At 72.4% G+C, this 24,125-nt stretch carries 21 protein-coding genes; 9 read left to right on the top strand and 12 right to left on the bottom strand.

Annotated elements, in window-relative coordinates; translation table 11 throughout:
• Positions 1-96: 96 nt before the first annotated feature.
• From IE269_RS27885 to IE269_RS27870, 4 genes are read left to right on the top strand one after another with little or no spacing between them, the layout of a single operon-like run.
• Positions 97-1,176 carry an ABC transporter permease gene (locus IE269_RS27885; RefSeq protein ID WP_189825919.1) on the top strand — a complete coding sequence of 360 codons (1,080 nt, stop codon included), beginning with the start codon at positions 97-99 and terminating at the stop codon, positions 1,174-1,176.
• Positions 1,173-2,138, top strand: coding sequence for an ABC transporter permease (locus IE269_RS27880; protein WP_189825918.1), 966 nt, complete (start codon positions 1,173-1,175; stop codon positions 2,136-2,138). Before IE269_RS27885 ends, IE269_RS27880 begins: the two co-directional genes overlap by 4 nt.
• A complete protein-coding gene (locus tag IE269_RS27875) occupies positions 2,135-3,121 on the top strand; it encodes an ABC transporter ATP-binding protein (protein WP_438817631.1) in 987 nt (328 codons plus the stop codon). Before IE269_RS27880 ends, IE269_RS27875 begins: the two co-directional genes overlap by 4 nt.
• Positions 3,118-4,146 (top strand): oligopeptide/dipeptide ABC transporter ATP-binding protein, encoded by a 1,029-nt coding sequence (locus IE269_RS27870; protein WP_189825916.1) that lies wholly within the window; start codon positions 3,118-3,120, stop codon positions 4,144-4,146. The genes IE269_RS27875 and IE269_RS27870 overlap by 4 nt, the downstream gene beginning before the upstream one ends.
• 46 nt (positions 4,147-4,192) lie before the next feature.
• On the opposite strand, the gene IE269_RS43330 is transcribed toward IE269_RS27870, so the two are convergent.
• Positions 4,193-4,399, bottom strand: coding sequence for a CsbD family protein (locus IE269_RS43330; protein WP_229898260.1), 207 nt, complete (start codon positions 4,397-4,399; stop codon positions 4,193-4,195).
• Positions 4,400-4,571: 172 nt separating this feature from the next.
• Between IE269_RS43330 and IE269_RS27860 the strand changes: the two genes are divergently transcribed.
• Positions 4,572-6,482, top strand: a complete 1,911-nt coding sequence (locus tag IE269_RS27860) for a flavin monoamine oxidase family protein (RefSeq protein WP_189825914.1) — start codon at positions 4,572-4,574, stop codon at positions 6,480-6,482.
• Between the two features lie 49 nt (positions 6,483-6,531).
• Here IE269_RS27860 and IE269_RS27855 read toward each other — a convergent pair whose 3' ends face one another.
• The 9 genes from IE269_RS27855 to rimP all read right to left on the bottom strand — a co-directional run bounded on the left by IE269_RS27855 (position 6,532) and on the right by rimP (position 18,439).
• Entirely contained in the window at positions 6,532-7,485 is a 954-nt protein-coding gene (locus IE269_RS27855; RefSeq protein WP_189825913.1) for a bifunctional riboflavin kinase/FAD synthetase, read from the bottom strand.
• Between the two features lie 144 nt (positions 7,486-7,629).
• Positions 7,630-11,124 (bottom strand): trypsin-like peptidase domain-containing protein, encoded by a 3,495-nt coding sequence (locus tag IE269_RS27850; protein ID WP_229898261.1) that lies wholly within the window; start codon positions 11,122-11,124, stop codon positions 7,630-7,632.
• Between the two features lie 229 nt (positions 11,125-11,353).
• Complete coding sequence (gene truB, locus IE269_RS27845; protein WP_189825912.1) at positions 11,354-12,256, bottom strand: tRNA pseudouridine(55) synthase TruB; 903 nt, start codon at positions 12,254-12,256, stop codon at positions 11,354-11,356.
• On the bottom strand, positions 12,253-12,702 hold the full coding sequence (gene rbfA / locus IE269_RS27840; protein ID WP_189825911.1) for a 30S ribosome-binding factor RbfA: 450 nt from the start codon (positions 12,700-12,702) through the stop codon (positions 12,253-12,255). The genes truB and rbfA overlap by 4 nt, the downstream gene beginning before the upstream one ends.
• 26 nt (positions 12,703-12,728) lie before the next feature.
• Positions 12,729-13,022: a DUF503 domain-containing protein gene (locus IE269_RS27835; protein ID WP_189825910.1), complete on the bottom strand. Its 294-nt coding sequence runs from the start codon at positions 13,020-13,022 to the stop codon at positions 12,729-12,731.
• Positions 13,023-13,177: 155 nt separating this feature from the next.
• Positions 13,178-16,303: a translation initiation factor IF-2 gene (gene infB, locus IE269_RS27830; RefSeq protein ID WP_189825909.1), complete on the bottom strand. Its 3,126-nt coding sequence runs from the start codon at positions 16,301-16,303 to the stop codon at positions 13,178-13,180.
• A 155-nt stretch (positions 16,304-16,458) separates the two neighbouring features.
• On the bottom strand, positions 16,459-16,749 hold the full coding sequence (locus IE269_RS27825; protein ID WP_189825908.1) for a YlxR family protein: 291 nt from the start codon (positions 16,747-16,749) through the stop codon (positions 16,459-16,461).
• 131 nt (positions 16,750-16,880) lie between these two features.
• The gene (gene nusA / locus IE269_RS27820; protein ID WP_189825907.1) at positions 16,881-17,933 is read right to left on the bottom strand and encodes a transcription termination factor NusA; all 1,053 of its coding nucleotides are present in this window, start codon (positions 17,931-17,933) and stop codon (positions 16,881-16,883) included.
• A 2-nt stretch (positions 17,934-17,935) separates the two neighbouring features.
• A complete protein-coding gene (gene rimP / locus IE269_RS27815; protein ID WP_189825906.1) occupies positions 17,936-18,439 on the bottom strand; it encodes a ribosome maturation factor RimP in 504 nt (167 codons plus the stop codon).
• Positions 18,440-18,593: 154 nt separating this feature from the next.
• On the opposite strand from rimP, the gene IE269_RS27810 reads away from it, so the two are divergent.
• From IE269_RS27810 to IE269_RS27800, 3 genes are read left to right on the top strand one after another with little or no spacing between them, the layout of a single operon-like run.
• Positions 18,594-19,094, top strand: coding sequence for a hypothetical protein (locus IE269_RS27810; RefSeq protein WP_189825905.1), 501 nt, complete (start codon positions 18,594-18,596; stop codon positions 19,092-19,094).
• The gene (locus IE269_RS27805; RefSeq protein ID WP_189825904.1) at positions 19,091-19,525 is read left to right on the top strand and encodes a ferritin-like domain-containing protein; all 435 of its coding nucleotides are present in this window, start codon (positions 19,091-19,093) and stop codon (positions 19,523-19,525) included. Before IE269_RS27810 ends, IE269_RS27805 begins: the two co-directional genes overlap by 4 nt.
• Before the next feature lie 31 nt (positions 19,526-19,556).
• Entirely contained in the window at positions 19,557-20,453 is an 897-nt protein-coding gene (locus tag IE269_RS27800) for an aminoglycoside phosphotransferase family protein (protein WP_189825903.1), read from the top strand.
• A gap of 77 nt (positions 20,454-20,530) precedes the next feature.
• Here IE269_RS27800 and IE269_RS27795 read toward each other — a convergent pair whose 3' ends face one another.
• Positions 20,531-21,424 carry an NAD(P)-dependent oxidoreductase gene (locus IE269_RS27795; RefSeq protein ID WP_268253626.1) on the bottom strand — a complete coding sequence of 298 codons (894 nt, stop codon included), beginning with the start codon at positions 21,422-21,424 and terminating at the stop codon, positions 20,531-20,533.
• 282 nt (positions 21,425-21,706) lie between these two features.
• On the opposite strand from IE269_RS27795, the gene IE269_RS27790 reads away from it, so the two are divergent.
• Positions 21,707-22,306: a TetR/AcrR family transcriptional regulator gene (locus IE269_RS27790; protein ID WP_268253627.1), complete on the top strand. Its 600-nt coding sequence runs from the start codon at positions 21,707-21,709 to the stop codon at positions 22,304-22,306.
• A gap of 78 nt (positions 22,307-22,384) precedes the next feature.
• Here IE269_RS27790 and IE269_RS27785 read toward each other — a convergent pair whose 3' ends face one another.
• A complete protein-coding gene (locus IE269_RS27785) occupies positions 22,385-24,079 on the bottom strand; it encodes a proline--tRNA ligase (RefSeq protein ID WP_189825902.1) in 1,695 nt (564 codons plus the stop codon).
• Positions 24,080-24,125: the final 46 nt, after the last annotated feature.

The raw sequence follows: 24,125 nt of genomic DNA, 5'->3' as shown, positions 1-24,125 counted from the left end.
CGTCCGCGTCCGGGCGGGCAGGACTCCCACCGGACACCCCTCCCCCACAGAACCGAGAGCGACCATGAAGACGAACACCCCCGCGAGCCGCACCGCATGACCGCGGCGAGCACCCCCGCCGTGGTGCGGGAGCCCGACGGCGGCCCGGTGAAGTCCGGGCCGTCGCGGGGCGTCCTGGCGCGCGCCGCCGCCGGGCCGAAGACCGCGTATCTGCTGTACGTCGCGGGGAAGTTGGGCGGCGCCGCCGTCTCGCTCCTCGCCGTGCTCGTCACCAGCTTCTTCCTGTTCCGGATCATCCCGGGCGACCCGGTGAAGGCGATGACGCGCCACCGCCCGGTGTCGCCGGAGCAAATGGCCGCGCTGCGGCGGCAGTTCGGTCTTGACTCGCCGCTGTGGCAGCAGTTCACCGACTACTGCGGCAAGGCACTCACCGGCGACCTAGGCGTCTCGTACCAATTCCACGCGCCCGTGAGCCAGTTGATCGCGGAGAGGTTCCCGGCGACGCTGCTGCTGACGGGGGTCGCCGTGGTGATCTACTCGGCGCTCGGGCTGTGGCTGGGCACCCGGTCGGCATGGCGGCACGGGCAGCTCGGCGACAAGCTGAACACGGGCGTGGCGCTGACGCTGTGGTCGGTGCCGTCGTTCTGGCTCGGGCTGCTGCTGATCATCGTGTTCTCGGTGGGGATGGGGCCGATTCCGGGCCTGTTCCCGACCGGTGGCATGGAGTCGGGGTCCGAGACGGGCTTCGCGCATGTGCTGGACGTGGCGCACCACATGGTGCTGCCGGTGCTGACCCTCGTCGCGGTCGGGTACGCGCAGACGCTGCTGGTCATGCGGTCCTCGCTGCTGGACGAGATGGGCAGCGACTACCTGACGACGGCGCGGGCGAAGGGGCTGCGGGACGCGCTCGTACGGCGCAAGCACGCCGTGCCCAACGCCCTGCTGCCGACCGTCACCATGGTGTTCATCAACCTCGGCCACGTGGCGGCGGGCTCCATCCTGGTGGAGTCGGTGTTCTCCTGGCCGGGCCTCGGCGGGCTCTTCTACCAGGCGATCCCCGTCCCCGATCTGCCGCTGATCCAGGGGCTGTTCGTGGTGTTCGCGGGGGCGATGATCCTGATGAACCTCCTCGCCGACCTCCTCTATCCGCTGCTCGATCCCCGGGTGGGCCGATGACGACGTCCGAATCCACGCCGCCGCCCGAGACCGGATCCACGCCGCCGCCTGCGACCGGGGCCGCTCCGCAGGGCAAGGCCCGCTCCCTCACCTGGGAGCGGCGCCGCACGTCCGTCGCCCGCTTCTGGCGGCAGTACCGCTCGCACCGGGCGGGCCTGTACGGGCTGGGGGCGCTCCTGCTGATCGCCGCCATAGCGCTGGCCGCGCCGCTGCTGGTGGGCAGTGACGTGCAGAACGTCACCGGGGCGCCCGGCAAGGCCCTGGAGTCCCCCAGCTCCCGCTTCCCGCTCGGCACCGACCAGTACGGGCGGTCACTGTTCGGGCTGCTCCTGTACGGGGCGCGGATCTCCCTCTCCGTGGGCCTGATGGCGGCAGCGCTCTCGGTCGCCATCGGCACGCTCATCGGCATCCTCGCCGGGCACTTCGGCGGCTGGTTCGCGACCGTCGTCATGCGGATCACGGACTGGTTCCTGGTGATGCCCGCCCTGGTCCTGGCGATCGTGCTGGCGACGGTGCTCTCGCAGAGCGTGTGGACGGTGGTGCTGGCGATCGGGGTGACGTCCTGGCCGACCACCGCCCGTCTCGTACGGGCCCAGACGCTCGCCGTGGAGTCGCGCCCGTACATCGAACGTGCCCAGGCGCTGGGCGGCGGCCACGGTCACATCATGGCCCGGCACGTGCTGCCCAACGTCATGCCGCTGGTCCTCGCCCAGACCACCCTCCTCATCTCCTCGGCGATCCTCACCGAGGCCACCCTCGCCTTCCTGGGCCTGGGCGACCCGAACGTCGTCTCGTGGGGCGGCATGCTCCAGGAGGCGCGGGAGACGGGGGCGGTGTCGTCCGGCCACTGGTGGTACCTGGCGCCGCCCGGCCTGGCCATCGCGGTGGTCGCGCTCGCCTTCACCCTGTGCGGGCGCGCGGTGGAATCCGTACTCAACCCGAAGCTGGGGACGAGCCGTTGAGCACAGCACCTGTCCTGGAACTCCGGGACCTCCATGTCCGGTACGGGAAGGACGTGCACGCCGTACGGGGCGTCGACCTCACCCTCGCCGCCGGCCAGAAACTCGGCGTCGCGGGCGAGTCCGGCTGCGGCAAGTCCACCCTCGCGCTGGCCCTCCTGCGCCTCCTGCCCGCCTCCGCGCACCTCTCCGGCGAGATCCTCCTCGACGGCGAGGACGTCCTCACCATGAAGTGGGGTCGCCTGCGTGCCGTCCGCTGGGCCGGGGCGTCGATCGTCTTCCAGGGCGCGATGCACTCCCTGAACGCCGTGCACCGCATCGGCGACCAGATCGCCGAACCCCTCCTCATCCACGGCCGGGCCACCCCCGCCGCCGCCCGCAAACGCACGGCGGCCCTCCTGGAGCAGGTGGGCCTCCCGGCCGCCCGCGCCGACGCCTACCCCCACGAACTCTCCGGCGGCCAGCGCCAGCGCGTGATGATCGCGATGTCCCTGGCCTGCGACCCGCACCTGATCGTCGCCGACGAGCCGACCACCGCGCTCGACGTGATGATCCAGGCCCAGATCCTGCGCCTGATCGAGCAGTTGGTGGCGGACCAGAACATCTCCCTCCTCATGATCAGCCACGACCTCGCGGTCCTCGCCGACACCTGCGACCGCCTCGCCGTGATGTACGCGGGCCGCGTCGTCGAGGAGGGCCCGGCCGCGGCCGTCCACACCGCCGCCCACCACCCCTACGCCCAGGCCCTCTCCGCCGCCTTCCCCCGCATCGGCGACCCGGCCTCCCGCCGCGCCCCCCGCGGTCTCCCGGGCGACCCCCCGGACCCCGCCCGCCTCCCCACGGGCTGCACCTTCCACCCCCGCTGCCCGGTCGCCCTCGCCTCCTGCACGCAGGACGACCAGCCCCTGCGGGAGGCCGCCCCGCACCACCACGCGGCGTGCGTCCACGTGTCGCCCGCGATCCCCCAGGGAGTTTCCGCCCCATGACCACCGCCGAAGCCCCCGCTACCTCCCCCCTCCTCGCCTCCCGCGCCCTGCACGTCACCTTCCCCGGGCGGCGGGGCGCGCCCCCCGCGCAGGCCGTCGACGGGGTCGATCTGGAGCTGGCCCCCGGCGAGATCGTCGCCCTCGTCGGGGAGTCCGGCTGCGGCAAGACCACCCTCGCCCGGACCCTGCTCGGGCTGGTGCGGCCCACCTCCGGCGAGGTCAGCTTCGGCGGGGAGACGCTGGACTACCGGGCGCGCGCCCTGAAGGCGTACCGCAAGCGGGTGCAGCTCGTCCTCCAGGACCCGAGCGGCTCCCTCAACCCCCGCCACACCGTGTACGACGCGGTCGCCGAGGGCCTGCGCATCCACGGCCACCCGGGCGACGAGCGCGCGGCCGTCGCCGAGGCCCTCTCGCGGGCCGGCCTGCGCCCGCCCGAGCGCTTCTTCCTGCGCTACCCGCACGAGCTCTCCGGCGGCCAGCGCCAGCGCGTCGTCATCGCGGGCGCCCTGGTCCTGGGCCCCGAACTCATCGTCGCCGACGAGCCGGTGGCGTCCCTGGACGCCTCCGTACGGGGCGAGATCCTGGCCCTCCTCCTGAAACTCCGCGACGAACTGGGCCTGTCCGCCCTGGTGGTGACCCACGACCTCGGCCTCGCCTGGAACATCGCCGACCGGGTGGCGGTCATGTACCTGGGCCGGATCGTCGAGTCGGGCCCGGTGGAGGACGTACTGACGCACCCTCAGCACCCGTACACCCAGGCCCTGTTGTCCGTCCTCCCCGAGGCGGACGGGGAGCCCGTCGTACTGAGCGGTGAGCCCCCGGACCCCTCCCGCATCCCCTCCGGCTGCCGCTTCCACGCCCGCTGCCAGGTCCTTGCCTCGGGCCGGGCGGAGGAGGCGGGCGTCGCGGACAAGTGCCGTACGGAGCCGCTGCCGGTCCTGCCCGCCCACGCGGACGGCCCCCAGGTGGCCTGCCACTGGGCGGCGGCCCGCCGGGTGCCGAGGCCCGGGGGGCCGCAGGAGTAGGGCCCCGGCGTGCACACCGGGGCCCTCTCACGCGCGCGCCGGAACGTCAGGCGTCGTCGTCCTTCTTGTTGCCGGTGAGGGAGTCCTTGATCCCCTCGACCTTGTCCTTGACCTTGTTCCCCAGCTCTTCGGCCTTCGCCTTGAGCTGGTCGGTCTGGCCCTCGGACTCCAGCCGGTCGTTGCCGGTGGCCTTGCCGCCCAGTTCCTTGGCCTTGCCCTTGAGCTTGTCGAAAGTGCTTTCGGCGTCGGTCACGGTCTCGCCTTTCCCAGGGGTACGGGGATACGGATCCCCCACCACGTTGCCGCAGGTCACCCGGGGCCGCACCCGGAACCGGACGTGCGCCGTTGGGCGGTACGGGTGAATGGGCGCACCCGTCCGAGTGTGCGCCGCCGTCCACCGGCCCCGGTCCCCGAACGTATGAATCATGAACACACCACCTTCTCGGCGTACGGTCATGGCCGCCACCGGCACCGCCGCCCTCGCCGCGAGCCTCGCCCTGCCCTCCCCCGCCGGAACCATCCCGACCGCCGTCGCCGCGGGCCCGGCACCGGCCGCGGCCCCCGCCGCCCGGGACGTCTGCCGGGCCGTGGCCCGTGCCGTACTCGTCCTGGACCGGGACAACCGGCCGCTGGTTCCGCGCTACACGCGCATCCTGCTGGGCGACGGACTGCCGCGCAGCCGCCGTGCCCCCAAGAAGGTGCTGGTCGTCGGCGCGGGCCCGGCCGGGATGGCCGCCGCACACCTGCTGAAGCAGGCGGGGCACAAGGTGACGGTGATCGAGGCCAACGGCAACCGGGTCGGCGGCCGGATCAAGACCTTCCGGACCGGCGGCCACGAGCGGGCCGAACAGCCCTTCGCCGACCCGAAGCAGTACGCCGAGGCGGGCGCCATGCGCATCCCCGCCAGCCATCCGCTGGCCACCGGTCTGATGGACGCCCTCGGCCTGAAGCGCCGGCGCTTCCACCTCACCGATGTGGACGCCGCCGGCGAACCGGCCCGGCACACCTGGATCTGCGCCAACGGCGTCCGGGTGCGCCGCGCCGACTACCGGCGCGACCCGCGTCCGCTCAACCGCTCCTTCGGCGTCCCCGCCGCGTTCGAGGACAAGACCTCCACGGACATCCTGCGCGCCGCGCTCGCACCCGTACGCGCGCTGATCGACGGGAAGAGCGGCGACGAGCTGGTGGAGGGCTGGGCGACGGTCCTTCAGACGTACGGCAACCACTCCATGAACCGCTACCTGACGGAGCGGGCGAACCTGGACGAGGCCACGATCGACCTGATCGGCACCGTCGAGAACCTCACCTCCCGGCTCAACCTCGGCTTCGTGCACAGCTTCCTGTCCGCGGCCCTCATCAGCCCGGACACCGCCTTCTACGAACTCCCGGGCGGCACCGCGACCTTCGCCGACGCGCTCTACGAGAGGGTGGAGGACGTGGTGCGGCTCGACCGGCGGGCGGTGCGCGTCGAGCACGGGCCGCGCGGGGTGAGCGTGCACACCGTCTCCGAGGGGCGCGGCGGCGCGGACGTCGAGCAGGAGACCTTCCACGGCGACGAGGTGATCCTCACCGTCCCCTTCAGCGGCCTGCGGCACGTGACCTTCACCCCGCCCCTCTCCTACGGCAAGCGGCGCGCGGTCACCGAGGTGCACTACGACTCGGCGACCAAGGTGCTGCTCGAATTCTCGCGCCGCTGGTGGGAGTTCGAGGAGAAGGACTGGAAGCGGGAGCTGGAGGCGATGCGCCCGGGCCTGTACGAGGAGTACCGGCGGGGCAGGGCCCCCGCGGACGGGTCGCTCCTGGGCGCCCACCCCTCCGTACCCAAGGGGCACGTCTCCCCGGGGCAGCGGGCGCACTACGCGGCGCACCGGGCCGCCCAGCACGAACAGCCGCAGGCGGTGCACCTGCGCGGCGGCGGGTCGGTGACCGACAACGCCAACCGGTTCATGTTCCAGCCCTCCCACCCGGTCCCCGGCAGCGACGGCGGCGTCCTGCTCGCCTCGTACAGCTGGTCCGACGACGCGCTGAAGTGGGACTGCTTCGACGACGAGGAGCGCTACCCGCGCGCACTGGGCGGGGTGCAGGACGTGTACGGGCAGCGGATCGAGGTGTTCTACACGGGCGTCGGCAAGACCCAGTCCTGGATGCGCGACCCGTACGCGTACGGGGAGGCGTCCGTGCTCCTGCCCGGCCAGCACACCGAGCTCTTCCCCGACATTCCGGCCGCCGAGGGCCGTCTGCACTTCGCGGGCTGCCACACGTCCATCAAGCCCGCGTGGATCGAGGGGGCGCTGGAGTCGGCGGTGCGGGTGGCGCTGGAGGTGCACACGGGGTGAGCGCATGCGAAAGGGCCCTCCCGGTTCCCGGGAGGGCCCTTCGTCGTGCCTACTTCGCGTCCGCGTCCGCCGTCAGGGACCGCGCCTGCTTCACGTCGTCCGCGATGGCCTCCAGCAGGCCCTCCAGCGACTCGAACTTCGCCATGCCGCGCACGTACGCGAGGAACTCCACGGCCACGTGCATCCCGTACAGGTCCAGGCCGACCCGGTCGATGGCGTACGCCTCCACCGTCCGCTTCTTGCCCTCGAACTGCGGGTTGGTGCCGACCGAGATCGCGGCGGGCATCCGCTCGCCGTCGGCGGTCAGCCAGCCCGCGTACACGCCGTCGGCGGGAATCGCGGTGTGCGGCAGCGTCTCGACGTTCGCCGTCGGGTAGCCCAGCTCGCGGCCGCGCTGCTCACCTCGTACGACGACGCCTTCGACGGCGTGCGGGCGGCCCAGGATCTCGGCGGCCCCGGCCACGTCGCCCTCGGCGACCAGGCGGCGGGTCAGGGTGGAGGAGAACGGCTCGCCGCCGCCCGCATCCCCGCTCACGAACAGGTCGATGACCTCGACGCCGTAGTCGTACGTCGGCCCCAGCTCGGCCAGGAACTCCACGTTCCCGGCGGCCTTGTGCCCGAACCGGAAGTTCGGCCCCTCCACGACGAGCTGCGCGTGCAGCTTGTCGACCAGCACCTTCACCACGAAGTCGGCGGGGCTGAGCTTCGAGAACTCGGCCGTGAAGGGCAGGATCAGCAGCGCGTCGACGCCCAGCTCCGCCATCAGCTCCGCACGCCGGTGGTGCGGGGCCAGCAGCGGCGGGTGGCTGCCCGGCCGCACGACCTCGCTCGGGTGCGGGTCGAACGTCACGACGACCGACTGCACACCCAGCTCACGGGCGCGCTCGACGGTCCGCCCGATGATCAGCTGGTGCCCTCGGTGCACGCCGTCGTAGGAGCCGATGGTGACGACGCTGCGTCCCCAGTCCTGGGGAATGTCCTCCAAGCCGCGCCAGCGCTGCACTGTGACCGCTCCTTGTGTACGTCTCTGGTACGTGATGGTGGGCTGCCCGGGGATCCGGCGGACCTCCTGGACATGCTCTTACGCAGGTCTAAGACTGCCATGCCCGGGCGCGGCCCCCCGCATCGGTGTCCTTCGACCCGGGTCTCAGACTCCGGACAGGCTCGATTCCGCCAGGACCCCCAGCATCCGGCGCGAGCTGGGTCCCACCATCGCCGCCCACTCCCCCGGCGCCCCCTCCAGCCACCCCGCCACCAGCCGCGCGAACCCCGGCACCTCCCGGGCCAGCGCCACCAGCCGCCGGTCGAAGCAGGACGCCCCCTCGGGGGTGCGCACCAACAGCGCGCCCGTGCGCCGCACCAGCTCCCGGGTCCGCTCCTCCGCCCGGCCGCCCGCCCCGAGCGCGGCGGCCCGCAGCACGGCGTCGGGCACGGCGAAGTCCCGGCCGTGCGCCGGATCGTCGCGCAGGTACTCCTCGTACTCCAGGAGTACGTCGAGGAGCTCGGCCCTGAGCGGCCCCGACACCGGCGTCCCGGGCGCGGCGAGCACCGGGGCCAGCGCGCTCCGCACCTCACAGGGACTCCCCCGGAGCATCCCGCTGACCAGCGGAAACAGCACGGCCCGCGCACCCGGCCCGCACTCCAGGCGCTCCTCCACGAACGCGGCGGCATGCACCGCCCCCTCCGGCCTGCGCGCCACGTACTCCGCGACCAGGGCGGCGGCGCGGCGGGCCAGCGCGGGCGTCTGCACCCCGGACAGGGCCCGCAGCACCTCGCCCGCCCGGGGGCCCGCCGAGTGCAGCGCGGTCTGGAGCGCGGCGAGCACCGGCTCGGGGTGCGTCCCGAGCGCGCTGACCAGGGCCTGGGCGGGGACCCTCGGCTCGCCGACCACGAACGCGGCCACCGCGCGCGGCAGGAACCGCGACCGCGACGCCGGATCCCGTACGAGGAGCGCGAGCGCGGCCCCGTGCAGGGCGAGGTCGCTGCCCCGGGCGAGCAGGGCGAGGGCGGCGAACCGCAGCAGCTCCCGGTCGGCGCTGCTCGTGGCGTACGGGGCGACCACCCCGGCGTACGAGGCCGCGGCCACCCGGCGCTCGGCCCGCTCGTCGTGCGCCCACCGGTCGACGGCCCGGCACAGGGCGGAGGGCTCGTCGGCGGCCAGGACGCGCAGGAGTTCGTCGGCACGGGGGTGACCGGCCTGCACGAGGGTCTCCACGAGGTCGTCCAGGGCCAGCCTGCGGTGGGTGTGCAGGAGGGCCTGGGCGACCTCGGCGACGGTGAGGCGGGCGCCGCCGGGCAGGGGGCGGGTGTCGTCGAACCAGGAGCAGAGGAGGACCTGTACGCGGCGGACGTCGGCGACCAGGATGCGGGCGACGGAGTCGAGATGGCGGGGGCCGGTCGGGGACTCGGGAGGGCCGTCGGCGGGGACGAGGATGCGCAGGAGGTCGATGCGTTCGGCCTGGTCGAGGGCGAGGCGTTCCCAGAACCAGGGGGCGAAGTGGGCGAAGCCGGGGTGGGTGTGCGGGCCGCCTGCTTGGAGGGAGTGGGTGGTGAGGGTCTCGGCGAGCTCCTTGAGCACGGGGCGGTAGGGGGCGAGGTCGGGGACGCGGAGGAGGGTCTCGGCGAGGAGGCGGGAGGCCCACCAGTGGGGGTCGTCGCCGTCGAGGGTGGCGAGGGCTTGGATCAACTCGCGGAGTTGGGTGGTCAGTTGGTCGGGGCCTAGGTGGCGTTCCAGCAGGAGCAGGGCTTCGACGACGGGGCCGATGCGGTGCCGGGGCACCGGGAGGACCCGGGGGGCCTCCGGAGCCGGTTCACCGGTGGGGACGTCGTGGGCCGAGTGCCACACCAGCCCCTCCACCGCCTCCCCCAGATCCAGGTGCGCCCCCTGCACCCAGTCCGCCACCTCCTCGTGCGCGAAGCGGTAGCCCGCGCCCGCCGGGACCAGGACGCCCTCCGTCAGGACGGCGGAGGCCCAGCCCGTGCGCCACGGGAAGATCTCCTCGAAGGAGGCGCGGTCCAACTCGCCCTGGCCCGGGCCCAGGCAGCGACGGGCCGCCTCGTGGACGCGGCCCGACACCTCCGCCGCCAGGCGGCGCACCGCGCTCCCCCGCACGGCCGGGCGCCGGGCGGCCGCCACCCGTACCGCCACCCGCAGGCACATCAGCGCCAGGTGCGCCTCGAAGACCTCCTCCCGGGTCGGGCAGCCGGGCACCCCGTCCGCGCCCTCCGGGACCGCCGCCCGCACCTCCGCCAGCAGGCGCAGCGTGAGCGGGTGGCGGGCGTCGGCCTCGTGCAGGGCCCCGGCCTCGAGGCCGTAGCGCTCGCGGGCGTGCACCGACTCCTCGTCGGAGAGGTCGCCGAGGGGGACGGTGAGCGCTCCCGGGTACAGGTCCCCCGCCTGCTCCCAGTGTTCCGGGCGGCAGCCCACCACCAGCCGCGCCCCGTACTCGTACAGCCACCGCCCCGTGCCGGAGGTCCACTCGGGGAGGCGGTGGGCGAGGACGGGCGGCATCTCCTCCGGTCCGTCGAGGAGTACGAGCAGGGGGCGGCCCGCGTGCGCCGCCAGCCGGGCCACGCGCTCGGGCGTGGCGACGGACATGTCCCCCGGTGTCCCGGAGGCGGCGACGATCCGGCCCGCCTGCGCGAGCACCCGGCCGACCGCGTCCGCCACCGAGTCGTCGGTGCTGCGCAGGTCGGCCCCGCGCAGCCAGATGGTCGGGGCGGGTTCGGGGCCGCAGGCGCGGCGGGCGGCCAGCGCGCGGAGTTCGGTGGTGCGGCCGGTACCGGGTGTGCCGACCAGTCCGAGGACGTACGCCTCGCCCGTCGTGAAGTCCTCGAACTCCCGGCGCAGGCAGGCCCGTTCCACCGGGTCGCGCCAGATGCTCGGCCCGCCGGCCGGGCCGACGGAGGTGCCGGTGAGCTGGAGGGCGCCCGCCAGGTTGAGGTCCTCGCCGTACGCGGGGACGGTCGCGGCGTTCCGTCGCAGCAGCTCGCCGAGGGGGCCGCCGTCCGAACCCCCGAGCGGCACCGCGAACCCGGCCGCCCGATGGGCGTGTGGGGCATCCCCTGCTCGAACGAAGTTGAGAGCTTGGGGAAGCAGCGACGTACCGAGGACTGCGAGGACCGCCCCCGTCGAGGCGTCGAGGACCGGTCCGCCGGCCGCCGCCCCGCCCAGGCGCAGCGCGTCGCTGCCCGCCGTGCCCATGGCCAGTTCCATCGCGGAGTCCAGCAGGTGGAAGCGGTCGGTCGCGGTGTACGTCACGGGGGCGGCGCCCAGGACCCGCGCCTCCCGCCAGCCACCGGCCGCCAGCCGTACGTACGTCCCGACCGCGACCTTGCGCCGCCCGGTCACCGGCAGCGGGCGCACGTCGAGCCCCGAGGTGCGTACGAGGGCGAGACCGGACTCGGGGAGCGGGGTGATGGCGTCGTGCTCGGCGAGGCAGGTGCGGTCGCCGGGGGCGTGCAGGACCAGGCGGGTGAGGCCGTCGACGGCCTCGTGGCTGGTGACGACGGTGCCGAGGTCGTCGGCGACGAAACCGGTGCCGCGCGGCCGCCCGGCCAGGTCGCAGATCCGCACCAGCGCCACCGGCGGGACCCGGTCCGGCCCCGGCCCCTCGTCCGGCCGAGTCCCGTCCGCCGCCATAAAGGAACACCCCCTGCCCATGACCGTAGGCAGAGGATGATCAGCGGCAGAAGCACGCCTGCCGAAAGCGCCCCCCGTCACTCCCCGCATTCACTCCGAGCGCCCGCTCGTAGGGGTGAATCGGCCGCGTGAAACGGACAGACCCCAAGGCAGGGGGGAAGCGGGAGGGGACCGTGGAGCGGACGGCGCGTCGTCCGCCCGCTCCACGGTGTCGCAGCCAGGACCGGTGCTAGCCGAAGACGGCCAGGCTCTTGGCCTTGCCCTTCTGGTCCTCGACCAGGGCGAGGAAACGCCCGTCGGGGCCGTAGACGGCCACCGGGTTGCGCTCGTGCGCGGGCATGTCGATCCGTACGCCGTTCATGATCAGGCCGGCGCGCTTCTCGTCCACGTCCCAGCGCGGGAACGCCTTCGCCGCCGCGTCCGCGATCGGCATGACGGTCAGCGACTCCTGGTGCTGGTCCAGGGTGCGGGCCGCGTCCAGACCGTACGGACCCACCCGCGTGCGCCGCAGCGCCGTGAGGTGTCCGCCGACGCCGAGCCCGGCGCCGAGGTCGCGGGCCAGGGCGCGGATGTAGGTGCCCGAGGAGCAGACGACGGAGACGACCAGGTCGACGACCGGGGTGCCGTCCTCCGCGACCGCCGGGCGCACGTCGTACACCTGGAAGGAGGAGACGGTCACCGGGCGGGCCGGGATCTCGAAGTCCTCGCCCTCGCGGGCCCGCTTGTACGAGCGCTTGCCGTCGATCTTGATGGCGCTGACCTTGGACGGCACCTGCATAATGTCGCCGGACAGCTTGGCGACGCCCGCGTCGATGCCCTCGCGGGTCACCCCGGAGGCGTCGGTCGACGTGATGATGTCGCCCTCGGCGTCGTCGGTCAGGGTGTCCTGGCCGAGCCGGATGGTGCCCAGGTACTCCTTCTCGGTCAGCGCGAGGTGACCGAGCAGCTTGGTGGCCTTCTCGACGCCCAGGACGAGGACGCCGGTGGCCATCGGGTCGAGCGTTCCGGCGTGGCCGACGCGGCGGGTCTTGGCGATCCCGCGCATCTTGGCGACGACGTCGTGCGAAGTGAAGCCGGACGGCTTGTCGACAATGACAAGGCCGTCCGGCGTCTTCGTTACTGCTGTGCTCATACGGCGGCGTCGTCCTCGTCGTCGTCACCGGGCTTCTTGTACGGGTCGGCCTCGCCGGCGTACTTCGCGCCGGAGGAGGTCTCGCGCACCTTGGCGTCGGTGGCCCGCGCCTTGTCGAGGAGGTCCTCGATCGTCTTGGCGTTCTCCGGGAGGGCGTCCGCCACGAAGGTGAGGGTCGGCGTGAACTTGGTGCCCGCCGCCTGCCCGACCGCGGAGCGCAGGACGCCCTTGGCGCTCTGGAGGCCCGCCGCCGCGCTGGCCCGGTCCTCCTCGTCGCCGTACACCGTGTAGAAGACCGTGGCCTCCCGCAGGTCACCGGTGACGCGGGTGTCCGTGATCGTCACGTGCGTCCCCAGACGCGGGTCCTTGACCCCGCGCAGGAGCTTCTCGGCGACGACCTGCTGAATGAGGTCCGCCAGCTTCTTCGCCCGAGCGTTGTCGGCCACTGGTCCTTCTCCTTGTGTGTTCTTGCTCAGTCTTCGTCACTGTGCAGCCGCCGCCGTACCGACAGCAACTCCACCTCGGGCCGGGCGGCGACCATCCGCTCGCACCGGTCCAGTACGTCTGTGAGGTGCCCCGTGTCGCCGGCCACCACCGCAACCCCGATCTCGGCCCTGCGATGGAGGTCCTGGTCGCCCACCTCCGCCACGCTGACCGCGAACTTGCGGTGCAGCTCGGCGACGATCGGCCGGACGACGGAGCGTTTCTCCTTCAGCGACCGGACGTCGCCGAGCAGGAGGTCGAAGGACAGAGTCCCCACATACATGTGTGTCCGGATGTCCCGCCGGTTCGGGTTCATGTGCCGCTGCCACTGCTTGGCAGGGACACAAGAACCGTACACGCAACGGCCGGGGCCGCTCGACGGAAATAATCTCCGCCGAGCGGCCCCGACCGATGCTTACGGTTCCTGCTACGCAGCGATTAGCCGCGCGGCTTCTCCCGCATCTCGTACGTCGCGATGACGTCGTCGATCTTGATGTCGTTGAAGTTGCCGAGGTTGATACCGCCCTCGAAGCCTTCGCGGATCTCGGTGACGTCGTCCTTGAAGCGGCGCAGACCCTGGATGTTGAGGTCCTCCGCGATGACCTTGCCGTCGCGGATGAGGCGCGCCTTGGTGTTGCGCTTGACCTCGCCGGAGCGGATGAGAACACCCGCGATGTTGCCGAGCTTGGACGAGCGGAAGATCTCGCGGATCTCCGCGGTACCGAGCTCGACCTCCTCGTACTCCGGCTTGAGCATGCCCTTGAGCGCTGCTTCGATCTCCTCGATGGCCTGGTAGATCACCGAGTAGTAGCGGACGTCGACGCCCTCGCGCTCCGCCATCTGCGCGGCACGGCCGGCCGCACGGACGTTGAAGCCGATGACGATGGCGTCGGAGCCCATCGCCAGGTCGATGTCGGACTCGGTGACCGCACCCACACCGCGGTGCAGGACGCGGATCTCGACCTCTTCGCCGACGTCGAGCTGGAGCAGCGAGCTCTCCAGGGCCTCGACGGAACCGGACGCATCACCCTTGATGATGATGTTGAGGTCCTGGACCAGACCGGCCTTGAGCACCTTGTCGAGGTCTTCGAGCGAGACACGACGGGTGCGCTTGGCGAAGGCCGCGTTGCGCTCACGAGCAGCGCGCTTCTCGGCGATCTGGCGGGCCGTACGGTCCTCGTCGACGACCAGGAAGTTGTCGCCGGCGCCGGGGACGTTGGTGAGACCCAGGACCAGGACGGGGGTCGACGGACCCGCTTCCTCGACGTTGTTGCCGTTGTCGTCGAGCATGGCGCGCACGCGGCCGTAGGCGTCGCCCGCGACCATCGTGTCGCCGACGCGGAGGGTACCGCGCTGGACGAGGACGGTGGCGACAGCACCACGGCCCTTGTCGAGGTGGGCCTCGATCGCGATGCCCTGTGCGTCCATCTCGGCGTTCGCCCGGAGGTCGAGCGAGGCGTCCGCGGTGAGGACCACTGCTTCGAGGAGTTCCTCGATGTGCAGGCCCTGGCGCGCGGAGATGTCGACGAACATCGTGTCGCCGCCGTACTCCTCGGCCACCAGACCGAACTCGGTGAGCTGACCGCGCACCTTGGTCGGGTCGGCACCCTCGACGTCGATCTTGTTGACCGCGACGACGATCGGGACACCGGCGGCCTTGGCGTGGTTGAGCGCCTCGATCGTCTGCGGCATCACACCGTCGTTGGCCGCGACCACGAGGATCGCGATGTCGGTGGACTTCGCACCACGGGCACGCATGGCGGTGAACGCCTCGTGACCGGGGGTGTCGATGAAGGTGATGGCGCGCTCTTCACCGTTGACCTCGGTGGCGACCTGGTACGCACCGATGTGCTGCGTAATACCGCCGGCCTCGCCCGCAACGACGTTCGTCTTGCGGATCGCGTCCAGCAGTCGGGTCTTACCGTGGTCGACGTGACCCATGACGGTCACGACCGGCGGACGGGAGACGAGCATCTCCTCGCCGCCCTCGTCCTCGCCGAACTCGATGGAGAAGGACTCCAGCAGCTCGCGGTCCTCCTCCTCCGGGCTGACGATCTCCAGCACGAAGTTCATCTCTTCGGCGAGGAGCTTCAGCGTCTCGTCGGAGACGGACTGCGTGGCCGTCACCATCTCGCCGAGGTTCATCATGACGCCGACCAGCGAAGCCGGGTTGGCGTTGATCTTCTCGGCGAAGTCGGTGAGGGAGGCACCGCGCGACAGGCGGACGGTCTGTCCGTTGCCGCGAGGCAGCATCACGCCGCCCACGGACGGGGCCTGCATGGCCTCGTACTCCTGGCGCCTCTGACGCTTCGACTTGCGGCCGCGACGGGCGGGACCGCCCGGACGACCGAACGCACCCTGCGTGCCACCACGGGCACCCGGGCCACCGGGACGACCGCCGAAGCCGGGACGACCGCCGAAGCCGCCGCCACCACCGGGACGACCGGCACCGCCGCCGCCACCGGGACCGGCCGGACGGCCGGCGAAGCCGCCACCGCCGCCGCCACCGGGACGACCCGCGAAGCCGCCGCCACCGGGACGACCGCCGCCGCCACCCGGACGACCTGCGCCGCCACCGGGACCACGGCCACCGCCGGGGCCACCACCGGGACGAGGACCGGCAGCGGGACGCTGCGGCATCATGCCCGGGTTCGGACGGTTACCGCCCGGGGCGCCGCCCGGACGGGGAGCGCCACCCTGCGGGCGGGGCATGCCACCGGGGGTCGGACGGCCTGCGCCGCCCTGGCCCTGACCCTGCGGACGCGGAGCGCCGCCGGGACCGCCCTGCGGACGCGGGGCGCCACCGGGCGCACCGGCACCGCCGGGACGGGGGGCGTTGCCGCCGGGACGGGGCGCCTGGGGGCGCGCCATGCCGGTGGAACCACCCGAGGTGAAGGGGTTGTTGCCGGGGCGGGGACCCGAGGGACGGGCACCGCCGGGACGCGGGGCGCCCTGGCCGGCGGGACGCGCGGGGCGGTCGCCGCCGCGCTCGCCGCCACGGCCCTGACCGCCGTCGCGCTGACCGGCCGCGGGGGCCGGACGTGCGGGGGCGGGACGGGGACCGGGGGTGGCACCCGCGGGACGCGGGGCCTGCTGCTGCGGGGCCTGCTGCGGCTGCGCGGGGGCAGGCGCGGAGAACTCGGCCTGCGGCACCGGGGTGACCGGGGCCGGCTTGGCCGGTGCGGGCTTGGGACCCGGACGCGGGCCGGCGGCAGCCGGGCTCGCGGAGGTCGCAGGCTTGGGGGCCTCGGCGGCGGCCGGCTTGGGGGCCGGTGCACCGGGCTTGGGGGCGCCGGGGCGGGGAGCCGCCGGAGCCGGGGTCGCCGCGGACGGGGCCGCGGGCTTGGCAGGCGTCGCCTTGCGGGGCGCGCCGGGCTTCGCTGCGGACTTGCCGGCGTTGCCGCCGGGGCCCTGCAGTGCGTCAGTCAACTTGCGTACAACCGGCGCCTCGATCGTCGAGGACGCCGAACGGACGAATTCACCAAGTTCTTGGAGCTTGGCCATGACGACCTTGCTCTCAACACCGAACTCCTTGGCGAGTTCGTATACCCGGACCTTAGCCACTTCGCTCCTTTTAGGTCCGGGTTGAACGCCGGACCGTCGCTACTTCATGGGCGTACTCATCGCGTACTCATCGAGTGCTCATCGCAATCTCGACCTACTTCCAACTCGCGAGGTACCTGACCGCACGGGGACCCGTGCCGTTCGTTTGTTGCGTCTTACGGTGTCGCCTGCTCGACGCACTGCGCCACGTATTTCTCCAGTGACGCGGTATCGAGCGGACCCTGGCCCCGAAAGGCCCGGGGAAACGCCCGGCGGCGGACCGCCAGGTCGTAACAGGCAGAGGCGGGGTGTACGTAAGCACCCCGGCCGGGCAGCGTACCGCGAGGATCGGGGACACACTCACCCTCGATCATCACGATGCGCAGCAGATCGCTCTTGGCCGCTCGCTCCCGGCAACCCACACAGGTTCGCTCAGGGCATGCGCCGGTATGCGTTTGGCCAGACACGACTAAGTCTACCTCCCCGCACCGACCTCACCCCTTTGGGGCAAGAATCGAAAGCATGCTCGCTCAAGATCGGTCCTAAAACCGATGTGGCCCGGGTCTCACCCGGGCTCACACCGTCACCTGCGGCTCACTCAGCCGCGGTCGTCCCGCCGGTCACGGCCGTCACCGCTGTCACGCCGGTACTCGCCCGGCTCCTCGCCCTCACCGAGCTCCTCGGTGTCGGGGCGGATGTCGATGCGCCAGCCGGTGAGGCGGGCGGCGAGGCGGGCGTTCTGGCCCTCCTTGCCGATGGCGAGCGACAGCTGGTAGTCCGGCACGGTCACCCGGGCGGAGCGCGTCGACATGTCGACGACCTCGACCTTGGAGACGCGGGCCGGGGACAGGGCGTTGGCGACCATCTCGGCCGGATCGTCGGACCAGTCGACGATGTCGATCTTCTCGCCGTGCAGCTCCGCCATGACATTGCGCACACGGCTGCCCATCGGGCCGATGCAGGCGCCCTTGGGGTTGATGCCGGAGCGCGTCGAGCGGACCGCGATCTTGGTGCGGTGGCCGGCCTCGCGGGCGATGGCCTCGATGACCACGGAGCCGTCGGAGATCTCGGGGACCTCCAGCGCGAAGAGCTTCTTCACCAGGTTGGGGTGGGTGCGCGAGAGGGTCACGGAGGGACCGCGGACGCCCTTGGCCACCCGTACGACGAACGTGCGAAGGCGCAGACCGTGCGTGTACTCCTCGCCCGGGACCTGCTCCTGGACGGGAAGGATGGCCTCCAGCTTGCCGATGTCCACCAGCACGTTCTTGGCGTCCATGCCCTGCTGGACGACACCGGCGATGACCTCGCCCTCCAGACCCGCGAACTCGCCGAAGGTCTGGTCGTCCTCGGCGTCGCGCAGACGCTGGAGGATGACCTGCTTGGCGGTGGAGGCGGCGATCCGGCCGAAGTCGTCAGGAGTGTCGTCGAACTCCTTGGGCTCCTGACCCTCCTCCAGGTCCGCCGGGTCCTCCTTCGCCCACACCGTCACGTGGCCGCTCTCGCGGTCCAGCTTGACGCGGGCGCGGCGGAAACTGCCGTCGGTGCGGTGGTAGGCGATGAGGAGGGCCTGCTCGATCGCCTCCGCCAGCTGGTCGAAGGAGATCTCCTTCTCCTTCGCCAGGCCCTTCAGAAGCCTCACATCGATGTCCACGGCTACGCCTCCTCTTCCTTCTCGTTCTGGTCCTTGCGGTTGAACTCGACCTCGACGCGGGCCTTCGCGATGTCGGCGAATTCCACGCGGCGGGCGGTGGGCTTGCGCCCCTTCACGCCCGGCACTTCCAGGTCGAGTCCGGTCTCGTCGACGACGAGGATGCGGGCGATCAGCTCGGCGCCGTCGTTCAGCTGCAGCTTGGCGAGGCGGCCGGTGGCCCGTACGTAGTGACGGTGCTCGGTGAGCGGGCGGTCCGCGCCCGGGGAGCTGACCTCCAGGACGTACTCGTCGTCGCCCATCGCGTCGCTCTCGTCGAGCTTGTCGGAGATCGCGCGGCTGACCTCGGCGCACGCGTCGAGCTCGACGCCCTCCTCCGAGTCCACGACGATCCGCAGCATGCGGCGCCTGCCCGCCTTGGACACCTCGATCTCCTCGAGGTCCAGGCCCTGGGCGGCGACCAGCGGTTCCAGCAGTTCGCGCAGCCTGTCGCTCTGGGTGGTGCTCATCCGGGTGACTCCTCGGCCGCGTGTGCTGTTGTCTGTTTCGTCGTGTGTCAGGTCAAAGGGTATCCGGTCCGGAGGGGTGTTGCCGTCCGTCCCCGGCATCGCGCGGGTACGCTCGCCTGCGGTGATCACCCGGGGACCGAGGGAGACGGAAGACGTGCGCACGACCACCACTCGCAGACGTGCGCTGGCCCTGAGCGGGGCCGCCGCCGCGGGCCTGCTGGCCGGCTGCTCGAACGACAACGCCCCGTCCGGTGCTTCCGGTACGGAGACCTCCCCGTCGGCGCGGAAGGCGGCGCTCCGCGTCCGGGAGGCGGCGACCCGCACCAGCGCGGACCTGCTGGCCCACTACGACGCCCTGCTGAAGAAGCACCCCGGCCAGGCCGAGCGGCTGAAGCCGCTGCGCGAGGAAGTCGCCCGGCAGGCGAAGGTCCTGCGCGGCACCACCGTGCGCGCGGCTGCCGGGAGCGCTCCCGTGACCGTGGCCGCCGAACCGAAGGCCGCGGTGAAGGAGCTGGCGGCCGCCGAGCAGCGGGCCTCCGACGCCCATCTGGCCGCCGTGGTGCAGGCCACCCCGGAGCTGGCCCGGCTGCTGGCCTCGGTGGCGGCGGCCGGTGCCGTACACGTGTTCCTGCTGACCGAGGGGGCCTCGAAGTGACACTGGACGCACTGCAGGCGGCACTGGCCGCCGAGCACGCCGCTGTGTACGGGTACGGGGTCGTCGGCGGCCGGATCGGCTCCGGGCGCCGCACCGAGGCGCGGGAGGCCCACGACGCCCACCGCTCGCGGCGTGACGCGCTCGCCCGGACCGTGCGCGACCTGGGCGGGAAGCCCGTCGTCGCGGAGGCCGCGTACGCACTCCCCTTCCCGGTGCCGGACGCCGCGACGGCGGTGAAACTGGCCGCCGTGCTGGAGGACCGGGTGGCCGGGGTGTACTCGGACCTGGTGCGCGCCGCCGCGGGCCCGCTGCGCCGCGAGGCCGCGGGCGCGCTGCGCGAGGCGGCGGTGCGGGCCGTCCGCTGGCGGGGCAGCAGCGTAGCCTTTCCAGGGCTCGCCGAACTGACCACTTCGGCACGCGAAGGCGTGTGAGCCCTGGGAATCGAAGGAGAACACCCCACCTATGGCTTTCGAACCGCCACAGCGCCTGGTGAAGGCGCTGGGCGAGGCGTACGGGGAAACGGTGGCCGCCGACTGGCTCGGAGGGCTTCCGTCGCAGGCTCAGGAAGCCCTGGAACGGCGGGAGTTGACCTGTGAGCGGGTCATGGCTCCGGGCGGCCGGAGCAGCGTGGTGGTGCTGGTGCGCCGCGCCGACGGCTCGCAGGCCGCGCTGAAGCTCGTACCGGAAGCGGCGCACCCGCACCGCGAGCGGGCGGCGCTCGCGCACTGGAACGGCTGGGGTTCCGTGCGGCTCGCGGACGATCTGGCCGAGCCGGGGGCGCTCCTGCTGGAGCGCCTGCACTGCGAGGTGTCGCTGCGGTCGCTGCCGGAGGCGAAGGCGCTGCTGGAGGCCGCGGGGACGGTACGGAAGCTGTGGGTCGAGCCCGCCGAGGGGCACCCCTTCGAGTCGGTCGAGGAGCGCACCGCGCGCCAGGCCGTCCCGATGCGCGAGGCCCCGGACGAGGTGGCCCCGCTGGTGGAGGCGGCCCTCGCCGCGCGCGCCGAGCTGATCGCCTCCTCCCCCGAACTCCTGTTGCTGCACGGCAACTTCCGGCAGGGCAAGGTGCTGGGCGGCGACCGCACGCCGTGGCTGGCGGTCGGCCCCGATCCGCTGGTGGGCGAGCGTGCGTACGACCTCGCGCGTCTCGTACGGGACCGGATCGACGACCAGATCGCGACGGCGGCCGGCGCCCCGGCGACCCGTCGCCGCATCAACCGGCTCGCCGACTCCCTCGACGTGGACCGGGAGCGGCTGCACGGCTGGACGCTGTTCCGGGCGGTGGAGTCGGGGACGCGGGCGATGGCGGCGGGGCGGCGGCAGGACGGCGAGATGCTGCTGGAGTTCGCGAGCTGGCTGTAGGCGCCCGAGTCTTCGGGTGACACGTGAGGGCGGCCGGGGTGTGCGCACACCCCGGCCGCCCTCACGCGTACCTGCGGTCAGGAGCCGCTCTTCGCGAATCCGTTCTTTGCAAAGACATCGACGAGGCTGGTGAGGCTGTCGTCGGCATGACCGGCGTCCGCGCCGCGCCGGAAGGCATCCAGCACGGCGGCGGGCAGGGCCGGGTCGACGCCCGCGGCCTTGGTCGTGTGCACGACGTGGTCGATGCTGGCGACGGCCATGGACAGCCGCTCGACGTCGCCGACGATCTCGCCCGCGTCGATGCGGGGCGTGTAGAAGGCGAAGAAGTTCGGCATGGTGCCCAGGACGTCGGTGGCGTACGGCAGCAGTTCCTCGGCGGTGATGCCGTTGGCGCGGGCGACGGCGAGGGCGTGCAGCCAGCTGGTCAGGCCGGTCCAGAACATGTCCATCTGGAGCTGGTAGTAGAGCGCGCCCAGGCCCGGGTCCTCACCCTTGTAGTCGGCGCGGGTGAGGACTTCGAGGGTGGCCTCGTGCTGGGCGAAGGCGTCCTTCGGGCCGCTGTAGTAGGTGTACGCGTCGGGGTTGCCGATGCCCGAGGGCGGGACGCTGACGCCGCCGGTGAGGTGCTGGGCGCCGTGCGCGGCGGCCCACTCGGCGGCTTCGCGGGCGCGGTCGGGGGTGTCGGAGCTGAGGTTGACCAGGACGCGGCCGGCGAGGGCGGCGGTGGCGGGCTCCAGCAGGGCGTACATGGCGTCGTAGTCGGTGAGGCTCAGGACGGTCAACTCATTGGCTCTGATGGCCTGTTCGGCACTCTCGGCGCGGGTGGCGCCGCGGGCGACGAGTTCGTCGGCGCGGCTGGCGGTGCGGTTGAAGACGGTGACGTCGTAACCGGCGTCGAGGTAGGCGGAGACCATGGCGCGGCCCATCGGGCCGAGGCCGATGACGGTGACGGACTTCTGGGTGGTGGTCACAGGGGTGCCCTTCGGTAGTGGTCGCACTCGCTAGAACGAACGCTCTATCTGGTGGGTGAGGAGAACGTAGCACGCTCTAGAACGAACGCTCTACCCAGTTGGGCGGCGGGTTTGAAACGAACGCTCTACTCGGCCGGAGGCGGCGTTGCAGACGCGGTGGAACGAACGCCCTACTCGGCCGGAGGCGGGAACCGGAGAGACACTGGAGCGAACGCTCTACTCGGCCGGAAGCGAGAGCCGAAGGGGTTCTGAAAAGAACGCTCTACTCGGTACGATCGACGCGTGAAGAAGCGCCCAGAACCCCAGCACTCCGACGCCCTCGGCACCCGGGAGCGCATCGTCCGCACCACGTCGCGGCTGATGCAGCGCCAGGGCTACCAGGGCACCGGCATCAAGCAGATCGCCCGCGAGGCGCAGGCCACGCTCGGGTCCGTGTACCACTTCTTCCCGGGCGGGAAGCAGGAGCTGGGCACGGCCGCCGTGCGCCAGGGGGACGCGGAGTTCGCGGACATACTGGAGAAGATGCTGGCCGCCGAGGACGATCCGGCGACGGCCGTCCTCGTCCTGACGAAGGTGCTCGGCGAGGGCCTGGAGGAGTCGGACTGGCTGGACGGGTGTCCGGTGACGTCGACGGTCGTCGGCACGGCGGTGGACTCCCCCGGCATCCAGGAGGCGGCGGCGGAGGCGTTCGCGCACTGGCGGGCCCTGGTGGCCGAGGCACTGCTGCGGGCGGGCTTCGCCGAGAAGGACGCGAAGGAGCTGGCGTACACCGTCGTGAGCGCGCTGGAGGGCGCGGAGATGGCCGCGCAGGTCGCCCGGAGCACGCAGCCGCTGGACGCGGTGGGGCAGCATCTGGCGCGGCTGATCAGGTCGTACCGCTGACGCACGAAGCGGACACGCGGAAGGGCCCGCACCTGGTTCAGGTGCGGGCCCTCACGGCGTACGGACGGAACGTACGGACTACTTGGCTGTCAGGCGGGCGATGGCCTCGTCGACCGTCAGTTCCTCGCGCTCGCCCGTGCGGCGGTCCTTCAGCTCCAGGACGCCGTCCCCGGCGCGGCGGCCCGCGACCAGGATCTTCGGGCAGCCGATCAGCTCGGAGTCGGTGAACTTCACGCCGGGCGAGACGCCCGGACGCTCGTCGACCAGGACGCGCAGCCCGGCCGCGCCCAGCTTCTCGGCGACGTCGACGGCCAGCTCGGTCTGGAGGGCCTTGCCGGCCGCGACGACGTGCACGTCGGCCGGGGCGATCTCGGGCGTCCAGCACAGGCCCTTGTCGTCGGCGGACTGCTCGGCGAGGGCGGCCACGGCACGCGAGACGCCGATGCCGTACGAGCCCATGGTGACGCGGACGGGCTTGCCCTGCTGGCCCAGGACGTCCAGGCCGAAGGTGTCGGCGTACTTGCGGCCGAGCTGGAAGATGTGGCCGATCTCGATGGCGCGGTCCAGCTTGAGGCCGGTGCCGCACTTGGGGCACGGGTCGCCCTCTTCGACGACGACCACGTCGAGGTAGTCGTCGACCTCGAAGTCGCGGCCGGCGACGACGTTCTTGGCGTGGGTGTCGACCTTGTTGGCGCCGGTGATCCAGGCGGTGCCGGGGGCGACGCGGGGGTCGGCGATGTAGCGGACCTTGGCGAGGCCCTGCGGGCCGACGTAGCCCCGTACGAGGTCGTCGCGGCCCTCGAAGTCCTCGGCGGTGACCAGCTCGACGACGGCCGGGGCGAGGTGCTCGCCCAGCTTGCCGAGGTCGACCTCGCGGTCTCCGGGGACGCCCACGGCGACGATCTCGCTGTCGACCTTGACCAGGAGGTTCTTCAGGGTCGCGGAGGCCGGGACGCCGAGCTGGGCGGCCAGGGTCTCGATGGTGGGGGTGTCGGGGGTGGCGATGTCCTCGGCGGCCGGGTGGGTCTCTTCCACCGCCTTCAGCTCGAAGGTGACGGCCTCGGTGTTCGCGGCGTAGTCGCAGTTCGGGCAGTCGGCGAAGGTGTCCTCGCCGGCGGCGGCCGGGGCGAGGAACTCCTCGGATGCGGAGCCGCCCATGGCGCCGGAGACGGCGGACACGATGCGGTGGTCCAGGCCCAGACGGTTGAAGATCTTGATGTACGCCTCGCGGTGCAGGCGGTACGACTCGGCGAGGCCCTCGTCGGTGGTGTCGAAGGAGTACGAGTCCTTCATCTGGAACTCGCGGCCGCGCAGCACGCCGGAGCGGGGGCGGGCCTCGTCGCGGTACTTCGTCTGGATCTGGTAGAGCATCACCGGCAGGTCCTTGTAGGACGTGCACTGGTCCTTGACCGTCTGGGTGAAGACCTCTTCGTGGGTGGGGCCGAGGAGGTAGTCGCCGCCCTTGCGGTCCTTCAGGCGGAACAGGAGGTCGCCGTACTCCTCCCAGCGGCCGGACGCCTCGTAGGGCTCCTTGGGCAGCAGGGCCGGGAGGAGGACCTCCTGGGCGCCGATGGCGTCCATCTCCTCGCGCACGACGCGCGAGATGTTGTCGAGGACCTTCTTGCCGAGCGGCAGCCAGGTCCAGATGCCCGCGGCGTTGCGACGTACGTAACCGGCGCGGACCAGCAGCTTGTGGCTGAGGGTCTCGGCGTCCGCCGGGTCGTCGCGCAATGTCTTGACCATCAAACGGGACATGCGCTGGACCTGGGCCATGGTGAACTCCTGCTCGGAAGGGTGATGTCAGGAGGTTAGCCGGGGG

The organism is Streptomyces spiroverticillatus, from assembly GCA_014650415.1.
GTDB classification, from domain to species: Bacteria; Actinomycetota; Actinomycetes; order Streptomycetales; family Streptomycetaceae; genus Streptomyces; species Streptomyces spiroverticillatus.
This window is presented reverse-complemented; position numbering and strand designations above follow the sequence as displayed.